The organism is Clostridium beijerinckii, from assembly GCF_018223745.1.
Lineage (GTDB): Bacteria > Bacillota > Clostridia > Clostridiales > Clostridiaceae > Clostridium > Clostridium beijerinckii.
Genome location: NZ_CP073653.1, coordinates 1,843,918 through 1,861,747, shown reverse-complemented (window position 1 = coordinate 1,861,747; position 17,830 = coordinate 1,843,918). Strand labels below are relative to the sequence as shown.

The 17,830-nt window shown below is 30.3% G+C and carries 16 protein-coding genes and 2 pseudogenes; 1 reads left to right on the top strand and 17 read right to left on the bottom strand.

Going from position 1 to position 17,830, the window contains the following annotated elements; translation table 11 throughout:
- Positions 1-279: 279 nt before the first annotated feature.
- A complete protein-coding gene (locus KEC93_RS08515) occupies positions 280-915 on the bottom strand; it encodes a DivIVA domain-containing protein (protein WP_011968918.1) in 636 nt (211 codons plus the stop codon).
- On the opposite strand from KEC93_RS08515, the pseudogene KEC93_RS26885 reads away from it, so the two are divergent.
- Positions 815-1,042, top strand: a pseudogene (locus KEC93_RS26885) (hypothetical protein); the annotation flags it as partial. The gene KEC93_RS08515 and the pseudogene KEC93_RS26885 sit on opposite strands and share 101 nt — an antisense overlap.
- Before the next feature lie 39 nt (positions 1,043-1,081).
- On the opposite strand, the pseudogene KEC93_RS26880 reads toward KEC93_RS26885, so the two are convergent.
- The 16 genes and pseudogenes from KEC93_RS26880 to rsmH all read right to left on the bottom strand — a co-directional run.
- Positions 1,082-1,441 (bottom strand): annotated as a pseudogene (locus tag KEC93_RS26880) (YlmH/Sll1252 family protein); the annotation flags it as partial.
- Positions 1,442-1,696: 255 nt separating this feature from the next.
- Complete coding sequence (locus KEC93_RS08505; protein WP_011968916.1) at positions 1,697-1,951, bottom strand: YggT family protein; 255 nt, start codon at positions 1,949-1,951, stop codon at positions 1,697-1,699.
- Positions 1,952-1,963: 12 nt separating this feature from the next.
- The gene (locus tag KEC93_RS08500) at positions 1,964-2,416 is read right to left on the bottom strand and encodes a cell division protein SepF (RefSeq protein WP_011968915.1); all 453 of its coding nucleotides are present in this window, start codon (positions 2,414-2,416) and stop codon (positions 1,964-1,966) included.
- On the bottom strand, positions 2,409-3,089 hold the full coding sequence (locus tag KEC93_RS08495) for a YggS family pyridoxal phosphate-dependent enzyme (protein WP_023974735.1): 681 nt from the start codon (positions 3,087-3,089) through the stop codon (positions 2,409-2,411). Before KEC93_RS08495 ends, KEC93_RS08500 begins: the two co-directional genes overlap by 8 nt.
- A gap of 92 nt (positions 3,090-3,181) precedes the next feature.
- A complete protein-coding gene (locus KEC93_RS08490; protein WP_011968913.1) occupies positions 3,182-3,916 on the bottom strand; it encodes a DUF881 domain-containing protein in 735 nt (244 codons plus the stop codon).
- A 12-nt stretch (positions 3,917-3,928) separates the two neighbouring features.
- On the bottom strand, positions 3,929-4,321 hold the full coding sequence (locus tag KEC93_RS08485; RefSeq protein WP_011968912.1) for a small basic family protein: 393 nt from the start codon (positions 4,319-4,321) through the stop codon (positions 3,929-3,931).
- Between the two features lie 12 nt (positions 4,322-4,333).
- A complete protein-coding gene (locus KEC93_RS08480; protein ID WP_011968911.1) occupies positions 4,334-5,062 on the bottom strand; it encodes a DUF881 domain-containing protein in 729 nt (242 codons plus the stop codon).
- Positions 5,063-5,069: 7 nt separating this feature from the next.
- Positions 5,070-5,831, bottom strand: coding sequence for a cell division protein FtsQ/DivIB (locus tag KEC93_RS08475; RefSeq protein WP_011968910.1), 762 nt, complete (start codon positions 5,829-5,831; stop codon positions 5,070-5,072).
- A 190-nt stretch (positions 5,832-6,021) separates the two neighbouring features.
- Positions 6,022-7,158: a stage V sporulation protein E gene (gene spoVE, locus KEC93_RS08470; RefSeq protein ID WP_017208869.1), complete on the bottom strand. Its 1,137-nt coding sequence runs from the start codon at positions 7,156-7,158 to the stop codon at positions 6,022-6,024.
- A 29-nt stretch (positions 7,159-7,187) separates the two neighbouring features.
- The gene (gene mraY, locus KEC93_RS08465; protein WP_011968908.1) at positions 7,188-8,168 is read right to left on the bottom strand and encodes a phospho-N-acetylmuramoyl-pentapeptide-transferase; all 981 of its coding nucleotides are present in this window, start codon (positions 8,166-8,168) and stop codon (positions 7,188-7,190) included.
- Positions 8,169-8,271: 103 nt separating this feature from the next.
- Positions 8,272-9,624, bottom strand: a complete 1,353-nt coding sequence (locus KEC93_RS08460; RefSeq protein ID WP_011968907.1) for a UDP-N-acetylmuramoyl-tripeptide--D-alanyl-D-alanine ligase — start codon at positions 9,622-9,624, stop codon at positions 8,272-8,274.
- 96 nt (positions 9,625-9,720) lie between these two features.
- Entirely contained in the window at positions 9,721-11,181 is a 1,461-nt protein-coding gene (locus KEC93_RS08455; protein ID WP_077868080.1) for a UDP-N-acetylmuramoyl-L-alanyl-D-glutamate--2,6-diaminopimelate ligase, read from the bottom strand.
- A gap of 297 nt (positions 11,182-11,478) precedes the next feature.
- The gene (locus KEC93_RS08450) at positions 11,479-13,728 is read right to left on the bottom strand and encodes a stage V sporulation protein D (protein WP_474259584.1); all 2,250 of its coding nucleotides are present in this window, start codon (positions 13,726-13,728) and stop codon (positions 11,479-11,481) included.
- A 246-nt stretch (positions 13,729-13,974) separates the two neighbouring features.
- A complete protein-coding gene (locus KEC93_RS08445; protein ID WP_023974740.1) occupies positions 13,975-16,236 on the bottom strand; it encodes a stage V sporulation protein D in 2,262 nt (753 codons plus the stop codon).
- 111 nt (positions 16,237-16,347) lie between these two features.
- Positions 16,348-16,878 (bottom strand): FtsB/FtsL family cell division protein, encoded by a 531-nt coding sequence (locus KEC93_RS08440; RefSeq protein WP_011968903.1) that lies wholly within the window; start codon positions 16,876-16,878, stop codon positions 16,348-16,350.
- A gap of 17 nt (positions 16,879-16,895) precedes the next feature.
- Positions 16,896-17,828: a 16S rRNA (cytosine(1402)-N(4))-methyltransferase RsmH gene (gene rsmH, locus KEC93_RS08435; RefSeq protein WP_011968902.1), complete on the bottom strand. Its 933-nt coding sequence runs from the start codon at positions 17,826-17,828 to the stop codon at positions 16,896-16,898.
- Positions 17,829-17,830: the final 2 nt, after the last annotated feature.

Here is a 17,830-nt window from a genome sequence, read left to right as displayed (position 1 = left end):
TAAAAGCCTGTTCTTTGAGGCTAGCACTTTGGGTGCAACTTTATAGCCTTAGAATTGCCCAGAAACTGGAATAAACGTATTTTACTCATTTCGGCGAGTTATATGCATAAGTTCAGGTCTTAGTTTGGTTATCTGTAATTAAGCAAATATAGAAAAGCTATCCTTAATCGCTTCAGGATAGCTTTTCTATTATTCAAAAAATACATAATCTTCATTTTATTACGTTATGTAAATAAAATATGCATAATTTTTATTCATTATTTCTGTTGGATAGTAAATTTATTCACCTTGAACAAAAAAACTTTTAATCTCATTTAATTCATCATTCAATGAAGGATCATTTTCTTCAGCCTCTATATTTTCACTTAATCCACTCGTAGTGCTTGCAACTTCTTTTTCAACTATTTTTTCTATATTAGTTACTTCATCATCTTCTATAGGATCAGATACATTATAATTTTTTATAAAATCCTTCTCTAAATCATCAAATGTTTCTAACTGTGCATTCATGAAGTTTCTATATTTTGCTCTAAATTTAATAAATTCTTGTTTAACTCTTTCATATTCATCATTTATTTGAATAACATCATTATGTGCCTTATCCATAACCTTCTGAGCAGTTTCGTTAGCATTTTTCATCATAAATTCGGCTTCTTTTTTAGCCGAATTTTTTGCTTGCTCTGCAGCATTTTGAGCTAATATCAATGTATTTTGTATAGTACTTTCGATTTTAGAGTAATGCTCTACCTTTTCATTCAAATTAGCAAGCTTCTCTTTTAGATTTGCATTTTCTTTATAAAGCTCTTCATAGTTATCTACTACTTCATCCAAAAATTCATCAACTTCATCAGAATTATATCCTCTTAATCCCTTTTTAAATTCCTTGTTGTTTATATCCATTGGTGTCAACTTCATACTTTCACCTCTATTATGTATATTTTTTGATAATAATTTTTATCCTTCCACTTTTGCTATTTCCAACAGAATTACCAACTATAAATTTTCCAAAACCTCTTATAGTAATTCTTTCTTGTCCTTTTAGTTCATAACTTTTATCTTTTATCTTAACGTAATCTATAAGCACTCGACCCTGCTCGATCATTGCTTGAGCTTTAGATCTAGATATATTTATAATCTTAGAGACAATTCCATCAATTCTCAAAGAAGAAACTAAAACTACTTCTTCTTCAAAATTAACCTTTGGTAAAAATCCAAAATCATCCACCACTTTTACATTACAAATAACCTTAGAAATTCTGTTTAAATTATATATAATGAAATCTTCTACTTCTTCGTGAACTGGCACATAACATGTATTATTATCTACTAATAAATCACCTATCTTATTTCTTTCTATTCCTAGAGATAGAATTCCGCCCAAAAAATCTCTATGAGTAAGATTAGAAAATTTCGAGGTACTTTCAATTTTAATCAATTTCATAGGAAATGGACTTTTATATATGTTATTAAAAGAAACCATTCTTCTTTCAGAATCATCTAAAAGTCCATTACTTTCAATTTTTAAATCATTGCTAGAGAGGTTTTTCTCAAACCACATCCATATATTTGGTGTATAAAAACTTTTTCCAAATACAGTTATGTTTTTATCTCTAGCTAGTAAATATTTCTCATATAAATTCAATGCATCATTTCTATCATCATCTGCAAAATACTTTGCTATTCTTTCTTTCATAATTTATGGTATAATCCTTTGTAAAAAATTTATAATAATCAATGCAAATATAGGTGAAAAATCCAATGGTAATCCAGGACTTAATCTATATTGTAACTTTCTAATTGGTTCTAAAACGGGACTAACAAAACTGTGTAGTAAATCAATAAATTTATTCCCCTGAATTTGTGGTATCCACGAAACTATACATTCTATGAATATAGCTAGCTCTAATATGTTTAGAAACATATCAATAACTATGTAAACACTATATATCATAATTTATACCTCCTATTTTGACCAATTAAATAGAGCTTTTGAACTTAGTTCATTTTTTAATTCATTTGTTACTTCTACATTTGATGGTGAAAGAATATATACTCCCTTTTCAATTTGTTGTAATTCTCCGCCTAAAGCATAACATGAACCACTGATGAAATCTAATAATCTTTGTGCAATCTTTAGTTCCAAAACCGTTGTGTTTACTAATACTATTCTTCTATTCTTAAGTGCTTCACAAATTTCAGTAGCCTCTTCATAATCGATTGGCTTAGTTATTGTTACCTTTGTAGTCGAAGATGTATGGATATTTACAACCTTACTATTCTTCTTATTGGTAATAACAGGTTCTATTTCGTCTTCATCCTTCACCTGTTCTTCGTATTGTTCTTCTTCGTACTCGTCATACTCCTCGTAGTCCTCAAACCCTAATAAAGATTTAACTTTTGATATAACATTACCCATTATTTTCGCCTCCTAAATTATAATTTCTTTCTCCAAATATTCCTGTTCCTATTCTTACTAAGTTAGAACCTTCTTCTATAGCTGTCATAAAATCATGAGTCATCCCCATTGATAATATTTTCATACTAATATTATTATAATTTTTTTCCTTAAGCTCATCAAATATTTTTTTTGTTTTCTTAAAATATTTTCTATTGCTTTCTTCATCCCCTATTGGAATAATAACCATTATACCTTTTACAGAAACAAATTTGCATTTTTCAATTGCTTCTATGAATTCATATAAATCTTCTTCCAAAATTCCACTTTTGCTTTCCTCTCTTCCAATATTAATTTGGATTAAAGTATTAGCAACCTTGTTAACTTTACTAAACTGCTTTTCAATTTCATTTAGCAAACTAATACTAGATAAAGAATGTATCAAATGTACCTTATCTACTAAATACTTAACTTTATTACTTTGAAGCTGTCCTATAAAATGCCATCGTACATCCTCATGAAAATTTTCGGATTTTTTTACTAATTCTTGAACTTTATTTTCCCCAAAATCTCTCATTCCTGCCATATACGCATCTTCTAGAGCCTCTAATGGCTTCGTTTTTGAAACAGCTAAGAGCGTTACTTGTTCTGGAAGTTTGGATCTTAGTTCTTCAATATTTTGCTTAATTCCCATACTATAACACCTTACTAAATTATTCCTTTCTTTATCACTTTGTATAATATTCTATATAAACTTAAAATTTCCTTCCTAAATATCAATTAATTTCATTTTTTACTTTCATCTCTACTCATATATTTTACATTTGAATTTGCTGTCGTTGGCGGCATAATTATTTTATCTACAACTTTAATATCAACATAAAGTTTTCTAAGCATTAATTGTTTAACATGGCTTCCATCTTCAAGTAAAGCCGCCTTCAATTTTTCTGGATCTCCTATGGCATATATATTAAAAGGAGCATACTCCATTCCACCATCATCAAACCCTAAAAATGCCCAATTACAAATTACTCCAGACCATGGAAGTATTCTATGGTTATTAACACTAATCGCCTCAGCTCCAGCCACTCTAAGTTCATTTAAAACAAGCGCCATATCATTATCATGTAAAAGCTTATTATTTATTTCATCTGTATTTTCTTCAAGAGCATTTGTAGTTCCATCATTTATCTTAAGTATAATTCCTGGTCCCTCTACGTTATTTGACCCAATAAATGATTTATAATCACTAATTTGAGTTTTCATATCATCAAGGATCTTATCATTTTTTTTATCATTCTGAGCATAATTCCTAATCTTATCTTTTTTCTCATTATTATCTTCTTGAAGATTTCCAATGTCTCTATATAATGCTGCCCTTTCTTCAACAGCATTTTGGTACTCTGTTGCATTTAATTGACTATAGGACTGAATACCTTTAAAATTAAAATTCATTGATATTAAAACCCCTAATATTATGGTTGCAATGAAAACAAAGAAAAAACCTTTATTATTTTTCATCACATCACCTCTCTATTTATCATCATGATTTTCTTTATCTATAGAATTATTTCTAGACCTATTTCTTCTTCTTATTTTAAATTCTTCTAATAATAGTCTGCGTATTATTGCGAAGTTATCAAATATTCTTCCTCCGAAAACTATTACCGCCGCCATATATATAGGTATTCCAAGCTTATCACCTAAATAAGCAAGTCCTGCTGCAAGTAATGCATTTCCAAAAAATCCAGATATGAATATATCTGCTTGAAAGTTTTTAGAGAGATTTCCTCTGACTGCTCCAAAAACTGAATCCAAACATGCTAGTATTGCAACAGACATGTATGGTGACAATTTATCAGATATATTAACATCTAATACAAATCCAAGTATTATTCCGATTAGTAGTCCTATAATTGCTATCAAATTAACTCTCTCCTATTCTTTAACTGATTTAATAAAGTCACTCTTCAATGACTGTTTTGATTTTCCTATAAATATATCATCTTCTGATTTAACTTCATTATTGTAGTTAGGAAGAGCAAGATATTCTAATGAACCTGGGAAAGAAATTCCAACGTTAAGTCTGCCCTTGTCTCCAATTGCCTTAATTATAATTTTATCTCTAGGATAAACTTTCCCAGTCGAACCTATGGCTATTCCATTTCCAGCAGTTTTTATTCCCGTTTGTGGTGTTATTCTAATATCATTTATAGATATTGCCTCAGCTCCTGAATACCAAAGTAAGTTAACTATATGAACCAATTCATCTTCTCCTAGATCTCTGCTACTATCATTTGTCGTAGAACCAAAAATAGATGTTTTAGGTGTTATTGTAAGAACAATGCCCTGCCCTTTAACATCAACTATACCTAAATGCATTCTAGCCTCATCAAGTTGATTTTTTATATCTTGCCCCATGTCACCATTTTTAGCTGCTGTTTCTTCCATTTGTTTTAACTGATCGGATAACTTTGAATTTGTTGACGCTAATTCTTCTTTTTCTTTTTTTAGAGATTCAACTTCTGAAATAATATCGTTTTTATCATAATTACTAATTTTTGACTCTATATTCTTATTTGATAATACCTTAAATTGATATGCCAATAAAAAGCCTAAAAGTCCACAAACAATTGCTATAAATAATTGTGATCTAGATATCTTCATTAATTACCTACCTTTCTTCCTTATAATATACAGGCGCACCATTAAATCCTACATCTACATATCCCTTAACAATCCCTATATCAGGATTTTGAATTATATGTAATAATTTATTCATTTTATCTGGTATATTTTCATCATTACCAAGTCTTCCTTCTACTTCACCAACATATACCTTTATGTTAGTAAAATCACTTATATCAACATAATCAATTTTATAATTTGTCGGATTGATCTTTATAATTTGATAAAAAATATCTAAAAAATCTAATACTCTACTGTCATCTATCATCTTTTGTCCTAGCGCTACATCTTTTAAATCTATTCCTTTAACATTAACTAAACTTCTGTTTTCAACGCTATCTGTTTTTTCAAGTAAATTTCCATCATTATCCAAAACATATTTATATCCATCTTTTTCAACATAATAAATCCCCTCTTTTTCTGAGATCTTTATATTAACTTGTTTAGGATACGACTTGCTTATTTCAACATTTTCTACGTATGGATTCTTTTTAGCATTGCTTATTATATTTTGTTTATTTATAAATAGAATATTCTGTCCTATTAGATTCTCTGTGCCATTCTTAACATCTTCTCCACTCATTACTGGATTACCTAAAATAGAAACCTTTTTAATAATGAAAAAATTCGATTTTATTGCAAAAATTGTTCCCACTATAAATAGGACTATAATAGTCATAATTATTTTCCTTATTAGTCTTCTTCTTTGCGACCTCAAGATCAATTTATTATTATTCGTTTTTACCATACCCATCCCTATTCTTATCTATGCCTTATATATTCTAACACTTATTATTTTATAATCTTTAGTATAAATTTCATATATAATAATACCACTTTAACGATATATTTTCATCTAAAATTTAAAACTACTTTAAATAATTACCTAAAAAATACAGGGCAAAGACTTGTATTCTAATTCTTTGCCCTGTATTTTCTTATATTTCCTTAAATTCATCTTTTCCTTCAGTTTGCCTTGATATGTTTAAAAGTATTCCTATTGCCGTCATATTTATTACTAATGAAGTTCCCCCATAACTAATAAACGGTAGCGGAACCCCTGTAACTGGCATCGATCCTGTAACAACTGCAATATTTATTAAAGATTGAACTGCTACAACTCCAGTTATGCCTATTGCAAGAAGAGTACCATATGTGTCTCTAGCTTTCATCGCTACACTTATTCCTCTCCAAACAAATATTACAAAAAGTAATATTATACATATACATCCAATAAGCCCCAATTCCTCGCCGATAATGGAGAAAATAAAATCATTATGTGGCTCTGGCATATACAAAGTTTTTTGCCTTGATTGGCCAAGACCAAGCCCTGTAACCCCTCCAGCACCTAATGCATAAAATGATTGTATAAGTTGATATCCATCTCCTATTGGATCTTTCCATGGATTTGTAAAACTCATTAACCTTTTCATTCTATACGGTTCTAATACTGTAAATGCAACTGCTGCTGCAACTAATGCTGGCGCAACAATTCCAAATAAATGCTTTATTCTTCCACCTGCTGCAAACAAAACAAGAAATGTAACTATCATTATAACAGAAGCTATACTTAAATTTTTTTCAGCTAATACAATAGCTGCATAAAATCCTGATGTAGCTAAATAAGGAACTATTCCAGTTTTAAAATCTTTTACTCCTTCACCTTTCACTTCAAGGCTTCTTGCTAAAAAGAGCACCACAACATATTTTGCAAGCTCAGATGGTTGAAAGCTTAACGGACCTAAATTAATCCATCTTTGCGCTCCATTAGTTCCTGGAAAAAGAAATACTGCTAATAGTATAGGTATAGTCGCTATCATTATTATAGCCGTATATTTCTTTATCTTATGATAATCAACACTCATCGCTACTGCCATCGCTATAACTCCAACAACCCCTGCCATTAATTCTTTTTTCAGAAAAAACATGCTATCTTTATACATAAACATAGCATAATAAGAACTTGCAGAATATACCATAACCACACCAATTGTTAAAAGTAATGCTACTGTATAAAATATTCCATAATCTATTTCACCCATTTTTGATTTTCTTTTGGACCCAATGACCTTCATACATAAATCCTCCAAATCTACTACTTAACTTAAAGTGCTACAAAGCCAATTATACATAAAATTGCTGTAATGCTTGAAAAAATTGTTACTATTTTTACTTCACTCCACCCAACTTGCTCAAAGTGATGATGGATCGGAGACATTCTAAATACTCTTTTACCTGTTAATTTAAATGATGTAACTTGAATTATAACAGACAATGTTTCGATTAAATATATTCCTCCAACTATAATCACAAACAACTCCATTTTTAACATTAATGCTATTGTTCCAATAACTCCCCCTAGAGCTAGCGAACCTGTATCACCCATAAATATCTTTGCAGGGAAAGCATTAAATTTTAAAAATCCAAGTAATGCTCCAGCTAATGCTATTGCAAAAACTGCTACTTCAACATTCTGTGTTCTAAAACCAATGATAGCAAAGAAAGTTAACACTATAACCGTAACTGAAGTTGCAAGTCCATCTATTCCGTCAGTTAAGTTTACAGCATTAGTTACTGCTGCATAATATACTACTATAAATGGTATGTATAGTATTCCTAAATTCAATCTAAAATTTTGATTTATAAATGGAATCAAAATATCTGTACCCACATTTGTATATCCATACCATGCTAAAGCTACTGAAAATAAGACTAGCAAAATCATCTTTTGCGCTGCTCTTAATCCTAGATTATCTTTATGAATTATTTTTAAAATATCATCTAAAAATCCAATAAATCCAAAAGCTAAAAATGAATAAAGTAATATCATTTCTCTACTCATAGGTTTTTGCCCCATAATTAATATAGCTGTAGCTGTAGCTATAAAAAATATAAGCCCTCCCATTGTTGGTGTTCCAGATTTTTTCTGATGACTTTTAGGTCCTTCTTTTCTTATATTTTGACCAAATTTCAACTTGTGTAATATCGGTATAAATATTGGTCCAAGTACTATTGAAAATAAGAACCCCATAATTAATGGTGCTAAAATTTTTGAGTTAATTAATAAGTTTATTGCTTCCCCCATCCAGTGTTGCCTAAAATATCCGAAAGAAAATAATCATGCTAAGTAATTATTTTCTTGAAGATCCTAATTAAGGCAAGTCACCTCCTTCGTGTTATTTTAAATTCTATAGATATTTGGTTATTTCCTCAAATTTTGCACTTCTAGATGCTTTAATTAAAATAGTATCATTTACTTTAATCATATCAGTTAACCTCTGCATTAATTCTTGTTTACTCTCAAACACCATTGTACGCTCTCCAAAGCCTTTCTTATAATACTCTTTAAATTCACCAGTAGTCAATAAAATATCTGCCTTATCTTTCGCAAATTCACCAACTTGGATATGTGCTTCTTCCGCATAATCTCCAAGTTCACCCATAGTTCCAAGTACTGCGATTTTCCTTGATCCAGAATAATTTTTTAGCACTTCAAGTGCAGCTTTCATTGAATCTGGATTAGCATTATAAGAATCATTTATAATAGTAAACTTATCTTTATTTATAACTTCAAGTCTCATAGAAGTAGCATTAAAATTCCCTAACCCCTTTTCCATCTCTTCAAAAGTCAACCCAAAATTTCTTGCTATTTGTATTCCTATAAGTGCGTTTAAAACATTATGTTCTCCGACCATATTTAGAGTAAATCTATAATTTTCATTATCATCAGTAACTACATCAAACGAAGTATTTTCAGATGTTAATTTTATATTCTTAGAGTAAAGATTATAAGTAGAATCATAACCTACTCTCTCTAAATTAAACTTATCACACTCAACTATTGTTTTTAGCATATCATTTTCACAGTTCACTATTAATGAGTTTTTGTTTTCAAAGAAATCTGTTATAGACATCTTCTCTTTAAGTATATTTTCTCTAGTCTTCAAATATTCTATATGAGCCACTCCAATATTAGTTATTGCACCAACATCCGGAAGTGCAATACTCGCCAACTTGTTTATCTCTCCAAAATTACTCATTCCCATTTCAAGGACAGCTATATCATAATCTTTAGAAAGTTCAAATATCATAAGTGGTAATCCAATTTCGTTATTGAAATTTCCTTGAGTTTTAAAAACTTTGTATTTTCCACTTAGAAATGCAGCTACTAAATCTTTTGTTGAAGTCTTACCAGTAGATCCTGTTATCCCAACTACCTTTACTCCAATTTTCTTTCTGTAAAACCTAGCCAAATCTCCTAAAGCTTCTTTAGTATCTTTTACTTTAATAATAGTTCCCCTATTTTTTAACTCTTCAATTTTAAACTTCACATCATCAATTATTATTATAGATGCCCCTTTTTCGATAGCTTGTATTGTATAATCATTGCCATTAAAATTCTCTCCTTTTAATGCAATGAATAAATTATTTTCCTGAATTTTTCTAGTATCAGTTGAAATCTTATTAAAAATACCTTCGTTATTTTTAACTATTATTTCTCCATCCACTGCCTTAATTATTTCCGCTAAATTTAAATCCAAGTTCATCCACCCCTTATTTTCCTGTTAGCTTCATCACCAAAATAACAATCCTAAATATCGCTTAAATCCGTCATTGTTACATTATGAATAAGCTCCCTAATTGTTCATGTTATCTAATATTTCTTTTACAATTTCTCTTTCATCAAAATGTATAGTTTCATCTTTCAATACTTGGTAAGTTTCATGACCCTTACCCGCAATAACTATTACGTCATTATCTAGAGCTATATCTATAGATTTTTTTATTGCTTCTTTTCTATTTTCTATTACAAAATAATTATCCTTATCAATTCCAGATTCAATATCTTTTATTATACTTAGAGGTTCCTCACTTCTAGGGTTATCTGATGTCACAATTGTAATGTCTGCAATATCTGTAGATATTTTACCCATTTCAGGCCTTTTTACCTTATCCCTGTCTCCCCCACAACCAAATACAGATATCAATCTTCCTTTTGTAAATGCCTTAGCTGTCTTTAATATATTTTCTAAACCATCTGGAGTATGTGCATAATCTATGATGATTTCATAACCTAAATTATATTCTTTTGCTACTCTTTCACATCTTCCCAAAACTACTACATTTTCAATGCCGCTTTTTATATCCTTTATAGGCATACCTAATTTAAAACACGCTGCTATTGCACCTAACGCATTATATATATTATATTCACCTGGTATATTTAAAACAAATTGCTCATCTTCTTTCAAGTTGAGTTTAAATTTGATTTCTTTACTTCCCATTTCTTCATCAAAAGCTTTAAAATCTGAAATGCTTTTTACTGAGAATGAATATATATCATCACATTTTAAATTGTTTAAATCACTAATTACTTGTCTCCCGTAATTATCGTCAACATTAACAATTTTTATTCTAGATCTTTCAAACAATTTAAACTTTGCCTTATAATAATTTTCAAAAGTCTTGTGAAAATCCAAATGATCTCTAGTCAAATTAGTAAATATTCCAACCTGAAATTCAATACCATAAACTCTATCTAATGCTAATGAATGGGAAGACACTTCCATAACACAATACTCTACACCTTTATCAACCATTTCAGAAAATAATTCTTGAAGCTCTAAGGATTCTGGAGTTGTTCTTTCAGTATGAATTTTTTCATCACCTATAAAATTTGCAATAGTTCCGATAAGACCAACTTTTTTATTACTTTCTTCTAAAATATGCTTAATCATAAAAGCTGTAGTAGTTTTCCCATTAGTTCCAGTAACTCCAATTATCTTCATTTTAGAACTAGGATTATCATAATAATTTGCTCCCATTAATGCCAATGCTTTTCTTGTATCATTGCATTTAATAATGGTAATATTCTCATCCTTTATTTCTATATCATCTTGGATTACTATAACTTTTGCTCCGTTTTCAATAGCTTTTTCTATATATTTATGGCCATCAGTTGCATATCCTTTTACACAGACAAAAACATCATCATTGCCAGCTTTTCTGCTATCATAGTTTATTTTGTTAACTTCAATATCAATATCACCCTGAATTGATTCATAATCTATTCCTTTTAAAATACTTTTCAAATTCATATTGAATTCCTCCTAATTAACTTATGGTATATGAATATTTTAATTTATTTTTTATATTAATAATTATTACGTTTAAGAAAATTAAATGCACAATTATTATCTAATCTCAACGAATATGATTTATTTTGTATGTAATGATCTTATGAACTATGAAATCCATTAATTAGAACTTATATGATAAAAAAATATAGCATGCGAGCACCCCCACATGCTAGTATTTTATCATTCGCCAATTTACTTTAAATTTTCCGCAAAAAGCGATTTTAATTTAAATTTCCTATATATCTACCATTATTCTTAATCTTCATAATACGAACTTAAAATCAACTCGGCAGTTGTTCCTTTAGGTATAACTTCACCTTCTGAAATATTCTGTACTGAAACAACTCCATTTCCTTCAAAAGTTGCTGTTATTCCAAGATTTTTTAATAAAGTAGTCGCATCCTCTTTTGAATATCCCCTAACATTTGGCATTACAACATTATTATTATAAGTCGCATCCCCACTTGTGTAAAGAGTTATTTTAGAACCTTCCTTTACTGATGAACCTGGATATGGCTTCATACTTAATATTGTTTCTTCATTTCCATCTATATTAAAATCTAGGCCTTTATCCTTTAATACTTTCTCAGCATCTGAAACTTTCATGTTTCTAACTTCTGGGATAATAATATCCTTAACAATTTTCTCATTAGAAGATGCACTATCTAAATAGTTAAAGATACCTGTAAACAGCATTTTTGCATATGGTACTGCTACTTGTGAAGCATAGTATTCACCGTTACTAGGCTCATCAACAGTTATCATAACTGTAACTTTAGGATCATTAGCTGGAGCCATTCCCACAAATGAAGATATATATTTGCCTTCTCCATACTTACCACCAACAACCTTTTCTGCAGTTCCTGTTTTACCCCCAATGTGATATCCCTCTATAAAAGTTCCAGTTGCTGTTCCTCCAGTTACAACACCTTCAAGATAACTTCTAAGTTCTGCTGTTTTTTCTACACTTGCGACTGTAGCAGTCGTAGGTTTAAAAGTTTCATCAACAATCTTAACACTATTTTCATCATTATGAGTAATTTCTTTCATTACGTGAGGTTGAATTAGAGTACCTCCATTAGCAATAGCATTAAATGCAGCCATATATTGAACAGAATTTACTGTATTAGTCTGTCCAAATGATATTGTTGCAAGATCCGCTTCTGAAACTTTATCGATTGGTTTCACAATTCCAGATGCCTCCCCTGGTAAGTCAATTCCACTTACTTTTCCGAATCCGAACTTATTAATAGATTCATACAATTTGTCTTTACCAATCATTTGTCCTAATTTTACAAAACACACATTTGATGAATTCTGAATGATTTGAAGTAAATTTTGAAGTTTATTTTCTCGTTCCGCATCCTTCACTACAATTCCACCTACAGATATTGATCCATTATCCACAAATTGTGTATCTTTATTTGCAACATTGTTTTCTAGACCAGATATAGTAGTGATTACTTTAAATATTGATCCTGGTTCAAACGTATCACTTACCAATCTATTTCTCCACATTTTCTGTATCTTATCAGTGAGGTCTGCTCCATCAAATTTACTTGCTCCATCATATGGATTATTAGGATCAAAATCTGGTTTATTTACCATTCCTAGAACTTCCCCAGTCTTAGGATTCATTACTAATATCGAAACTTCTTTAGCTTTATCATCTTTATAGGCTTTTTGTGCTATATTTTCAACAATGTTTTGGATATTTTCATCGATAGTTAAAGTAACATCTTTTCCATTTACAGGTTCCGTATATTGAGAAACTGTATAAGGCAAATCTTCATTATTTTTATCAAGCTCCGCAACCTTCATTCCAGGAATTCCTGACAAATATGAATTATATTGAAGTTCTACACCACTTAATCCTTTGCCATCAGGATCAGTAGTTCCTAAAACATGCGATAGAAAATTATTATTAGGATGATATCTTTTAGTATCTTGCGAAACTATAATTCCATTTATATTAAGTTCTTTTACTTTATCCGCTATATCTTTTTCTATTTTTCGTGCTACAGTCACAGAAAATGCATCTGCCCCACTTGGAAGCTTCTTTTCTAAATCCGCTTTTATTTCTGACACATCCATATTCAATACTTTCGCAATTACGGGTGCAATATCATCGTTTGTTAAGCCACTTCCTTCTGTAGGGATCGGAATTCCTACACTTTTCATATTGGTAAGCTCTTTATTTGGAATGGATTTTACAGATCTTTTCAAGTAATTCCTTATTGAATTTAAATCAAAATCCACTCTATAGACATTAGCAGATACAGCTAGCTCATTTCCATTTCTATCCAGAACTTCTCCTCTTTTAGCATCTATTTTCACTTCACTTGTCCACTGTTCTTCAGCTCTTGCAGAATAGTCTTTTCCATCAACCATCATTATATAAGAGAGTCTAATTATTAATATAGCAAAAATAGCTGTTAATGAAAAAGCGACACTTCTCGTTCTCTTTCGTATTTTTACTTTACTTACATGTTTTTTCTTTTTCAATACCTGTTCCTCCATTTATTTTCCTCTGAATAAAACACTAATTTAGATATTCACCTATTAGCTGAGTATTGCTTTTAACAATTCTAATAAAATACGTAAATATATAACGGATATTATTACTAAAAAATATTAGTATGCGAGAATTCTCACATACTAATATTTTTTCATTTGTATAATTCATACCAAACCCCTTACAAAACATACCCGTTTCGTTTTAAAGTTTTAGTATTAATTTATTCTCACTTTTTAATCCTTATAGTCTGAACTTAATGTCAACTTAACAGTTGTTCCCTTTGTTATAACTTCACCTTGAGAAATATCTTGTTCTGAGACTGCTCCACTTCCTTCAAAGGCAGGCACTATTCCAAGCTTCTTCAATAGTGTATTAGCATCTTCCTTTGAATATCCCCTAACATCAGGCATTACAACATTATTATTATTTGTTCCATCGCTACTTGTATAAAGATTTATTTTTGACCCTTCTTTTACCGAATATCCTGGATATGGTGTTAAGTTTACTACTGACTCCCCATCACCATCTATATTAAAATCTAACTTGGCATCCTTCAACGCTTTTTTAGCATCATCAACTTTCATTCCTCTAACTTCTGGAATAATAACATCTCTAGTAATTTGTCCCATATTTTCATCAGAAAATTTGTTATTAAGGTAATTAAAAATATCAGTAAATAATGGTTTTGCTGGCGGTACAGCTACTTGTGCCGCATAATAAGCACCATTACTTGGTTCATCAATAGTTACCATCATAGTAATTTTAGGATCATCCACAGGCGCCATTCCAACAAATGAAGATATATACTTACCTTCTTGATATCTTCCATCAATAACTTTCTGAGCCGTACCTGTTTTACCGCCTATATGGTAACCTTCTATAAATGTTCCTGTTCCAGATCCCCCAGTAATAACCCTTTCAAGATAACTTCTAAGTTCTGCTGTCTTTTCAGTACTTGCAACTGTTGTTGTCTTAGGCTTAAAAGCTTCATCGACAATATTAACATTATTTTCATCTTCATGAGTGATTTCTTTCATTACATGTGGTTGTATCAAAGTTCCGCCATTAGCAATAGCATTAAACGCAGTCATATATTGAACTGAATTAACCGTATTAGTTTGACCAAAAGATATTGTAGCAAGATCTGCCTCAGAAACCTTATCAACTGGTTTAACAATTCCTTTTGCTTCTCCAGGTAAATCAATTCCACTCGCTTTTCCAAAACCGAATTTATTAATATATTCACATAATTTTTCTTTTCCAATCATTGCTCCAAGCTCCATGAAGCCTACATTACATGAATTTTGAATTATGTCTGGGAATACTTCTGCTCCATGCCCCTGAGTTCTCCAGCACTTAGGAGTAATTCCTCCAACTTTTAATGAACCTCCACAATAAAACTTACTATCCTTATTTACAATGTTTTCTTCAAGACCTGTAATAGCTGTTACTACCTTAAATATTGAACCAGGTTCAAAAGTATCATTTACAAGCCTATTTCTCCACATTTTTTGTACTTTGTCATCTGAATTTGCCCCATCAAATTTATCTGCACCATCACGCGGATTATTAGGATCAAAATCAGGTTTGTTTACCATTGCTAAAACTTCACCTGTTTTAGGATCCATAACAAGAATTGAGACTGCCTTAGCTTTTGTATCATTATAAGCTTGTGTGGCAGCTTTTTCCGCAAAATTTTGTATATTCTCATCAATTGTAAGTGTAACATCTTTACCGTTTACCGGTGCTGTAAACTGAGATATTGTATAAGGTAAATCTCTATTATTTTTATCAAGTTCTGCTATCTTCATTCCAGGAATTCCTGATAAATACGAATTATATTGAAGCTCTACTCCTGTAAGCCCTTTACCATCAACATTAGTACTTCCAAGTACATGTGATAAGAAATTATTATTTGGATAATATCTTTTAGTATCTGGTGATACTAAAACTCCACTTATATTAAGATCTTTTACCTTATCTGCCTGTTCTTTTTCTATCCTTCTAATTAAAGTAGCAGATCCAGCCTTTGCTCCACTTGGAAGCCTTGTTTCAAGCTTATCTTTTACTTTATCTACATCTAAATCTAATGCCTTTGCAATAACAGGCGCAATATCATCAGTTTTTAATCCATCATCTCCAGAAGGTATTGGAATTCCTACACTTTTCATATGCTCTATTTCTGTTTTTGATAAATCCTTTAATCCTCTTGATAAATATGCTCTTATAGAGTTCAAATCGAAGTCTACTCTATAAACATTCGCAGATACCGCTAATTCTTTACCATTCCTATCTAATATCCTTCCTCTTATGGCATCTATTTTTACCTCACTTGTCCACTGTTCTTCTGCTCTTGCTGCATAATCAGCTCTTTTAACTATCATTATATAAGAAAGTCTAAGAGTTAATATTACAAAAACAATTGTCAACGCAAAAGCTGCTATACTCATCCTTTGGCGCATCTTTGCCCTATCTTTATAATTCTTTTTTTTCAACTTTTATTTCCCCCATGCACACTTTCTTTTACATAAAACCCAAAAGAACCAAGATAAAGCCAATTAATTTTCTAATATAATTACTTATTTTTTATTATTTTAAGTAACTTATTATTTTATTAAACTTATTAATTTAGAGAATATGTTCTTACTTTTAGCAGTATTTTCGGAACTTTTAGGTTTTAAATCTTCAAAATAATTCTGTGAAAAATCAACTTTTATAGTTTGTTCTTTTTTGGGAATAGCCATTGCCAATTTGCTTTCAGCATTTTTTTGAATATTATTTAATGAAGAAAATTTCAATATTTTTACTTTTAATGCCTCATTATCTTCTTGTGTTTGTTTTATTTGAGTATCCAAGTTTCTCGCATTGCTTTCCATAGTATAAACCTTGTTATCTCCGTGAATAGTAATAAACCCTAAACTAAATATGACAACTGCCACAGTTAGTAAGTATTTCCTATCATTTTTTCTCCTGTTTTTTAATAGGATATTTTTACTTATAATTTGTTTTCTTCTTTGTATTTGTTTATATTTTTTATCCGGTTTACGTACTCTTGTTTTTCTTTCTGGAGCTAATACTGTATTCCCTTTTATATAATCATATTCTCTTCTTCCCAATTTATTCACATCCCAACTCATTTATAACATAATAATAATTATAATTTCTCAATTACTCTAAGCTTAGCGCTTCTACTCCTTGGATTTTCTTCAATCTCTTCTTTAGTTGGTGCAATACCTTTTTTAGCTATATTTTTAACTAATGGCGATTTTCCACATATACACATTGGAAATTCTTTTGGACAAGTACATGGATTTTCTAATTCTCTAAACTTTAATTTCACTATTCTATCTTCCAAAGAATGGAAAGTTATAATAGCCATTCTTCCACCCTTATTTAATCTATTCACTCCATCCTCTATAGTTTTATTAAGTATCTTTAATTCTGAATTAACTTCTATTCTAATTGCCTGAAAAGTTCTTTTAGCCGGATGAGGCCCTTCTCTTCTCATCTTTGCTGGAATTGCAGCCTTGATAATGTCTACAAGTTCAAAAGTTGTTTCTATAGGCTTCTCAATTCTTCTATTTATAATAAAATTCGCAATCCTTTTAGCAAATCTTTCTTCACCATAGTCCTTTATTATTTTATATAAGCTGTCCTCATCGTAATTATTTACAATATTGTACGCTGAAAAATCATTTTCTCTATTCATTCTCATATCTAACGGAGCATCTTTCATATAACTAAAACCTCTTGATGCTTCATCAAGTTGATATGATGAAACTCCAAGATCCATCAAGATTCCATCAACCTTTTCAATATCTAGATCGTTTAAAATACTATCAATATTATAAAAATTGCTATGAACATACTTTACATTTTCAAAATCTTTAAGTTTTTCTTTTGCTGCCTTTAGAGCGTCTTGGTCTTGATCTATCCCAATAAGCATCCCATCTTTAGAAAGATTGCTTAAGATATGAGATGAGTGTCCTGCTCCTCCTAAAGTACCATCAACATAAATCCCATTTTCCTTTATGTTTAATGCCTCTATACATTCATTTAATAAGACCGATACATGTTTAAATTCCATAA

Bases quoted from the DNA above. Each gene is read 5' to 3' on its own strand.
- KEC93_RS08515 (WP_011968918.1), bottom strand. From the start codon at position 915: ATGAAGTTGACACCAATGGATATAAACAACAAGGAATTTAAAAAGGGA.
- KEC93_RS08505 (WP_011968916.1), bottom strand. From the start codon at position 1,951: ATGATATATAGTGTTTACATAGTTATTGATATGTTTCTAAACATATTA.
- KEC93_RS08500 (WP_011968915.1), bottom strand. From the start codon at position 2,416: ATGGGTAATGTTATATCAAAAGTTAAATCTTTATTAGGGTTTGAGGAC.
- KEC93_RS08495 (WP_023974735.1), bottom strand. From the start codon at position 3,089: ATGGGAATTAAGCAAAATATTGAAGAACTAAGATCCAAACTTCCAGAA.
- KEC93_RS08490 (WP_011968913.1), bottom strand. From the start codon at position 3,916: ATGAAAAATAATAAAGGTTTTTTCTTTGTTTTCATTGCAACCATAATA.
- KEC93_RS08480 (WP_011968911.1), bottom strand. From the start codon at position 5,062: ATGAAGATATCTAGATCACAATTATTTATAGCAATTGTTTGTGGACTT.
- KEC93_RS08475 (WP_011968910.1), bottom strand. From the start codon at position 5,831: ATGGTAAAAACGAATAATAATAAATTGATCTTGAGGTCGCAAAGAAGA.
- spoVE (WP_017208869.1), bottom strand. From the start codon at position 7,158: ATGAAGGTCATTGGGTCCAAAAGAAAATCAAAAATGGGTGAAATAGAT.
- mraY (WP_011968908.1), bottom strand. From the start codon at position 8,168: ATGGGGGAAGCAATAAACTTATTAATTAACTCAAAAATTTTAGCACCA.
- KEC93_RS08455 (WP_077868080.1), bottom strand. From the start codon at position 11,181: ATGAATTTGAAAAGTATTTTAAAAGGAATAGATTATGAATCAATTCAG.
- KEC93_RS08440 (WP_011968903.1), bottom strand. From the start codon at position 16,878: ATGAGTTGGGATGTGAATAAATTGGGAAGAAGAGAATATGATTATATA.
- rsmH (WP_011968902.1), bottom strand. From the start codon at position 17,828: ATGGAATTTAAACATGTATCGGTCTTATTAAATGAATGTATAGAGGCA.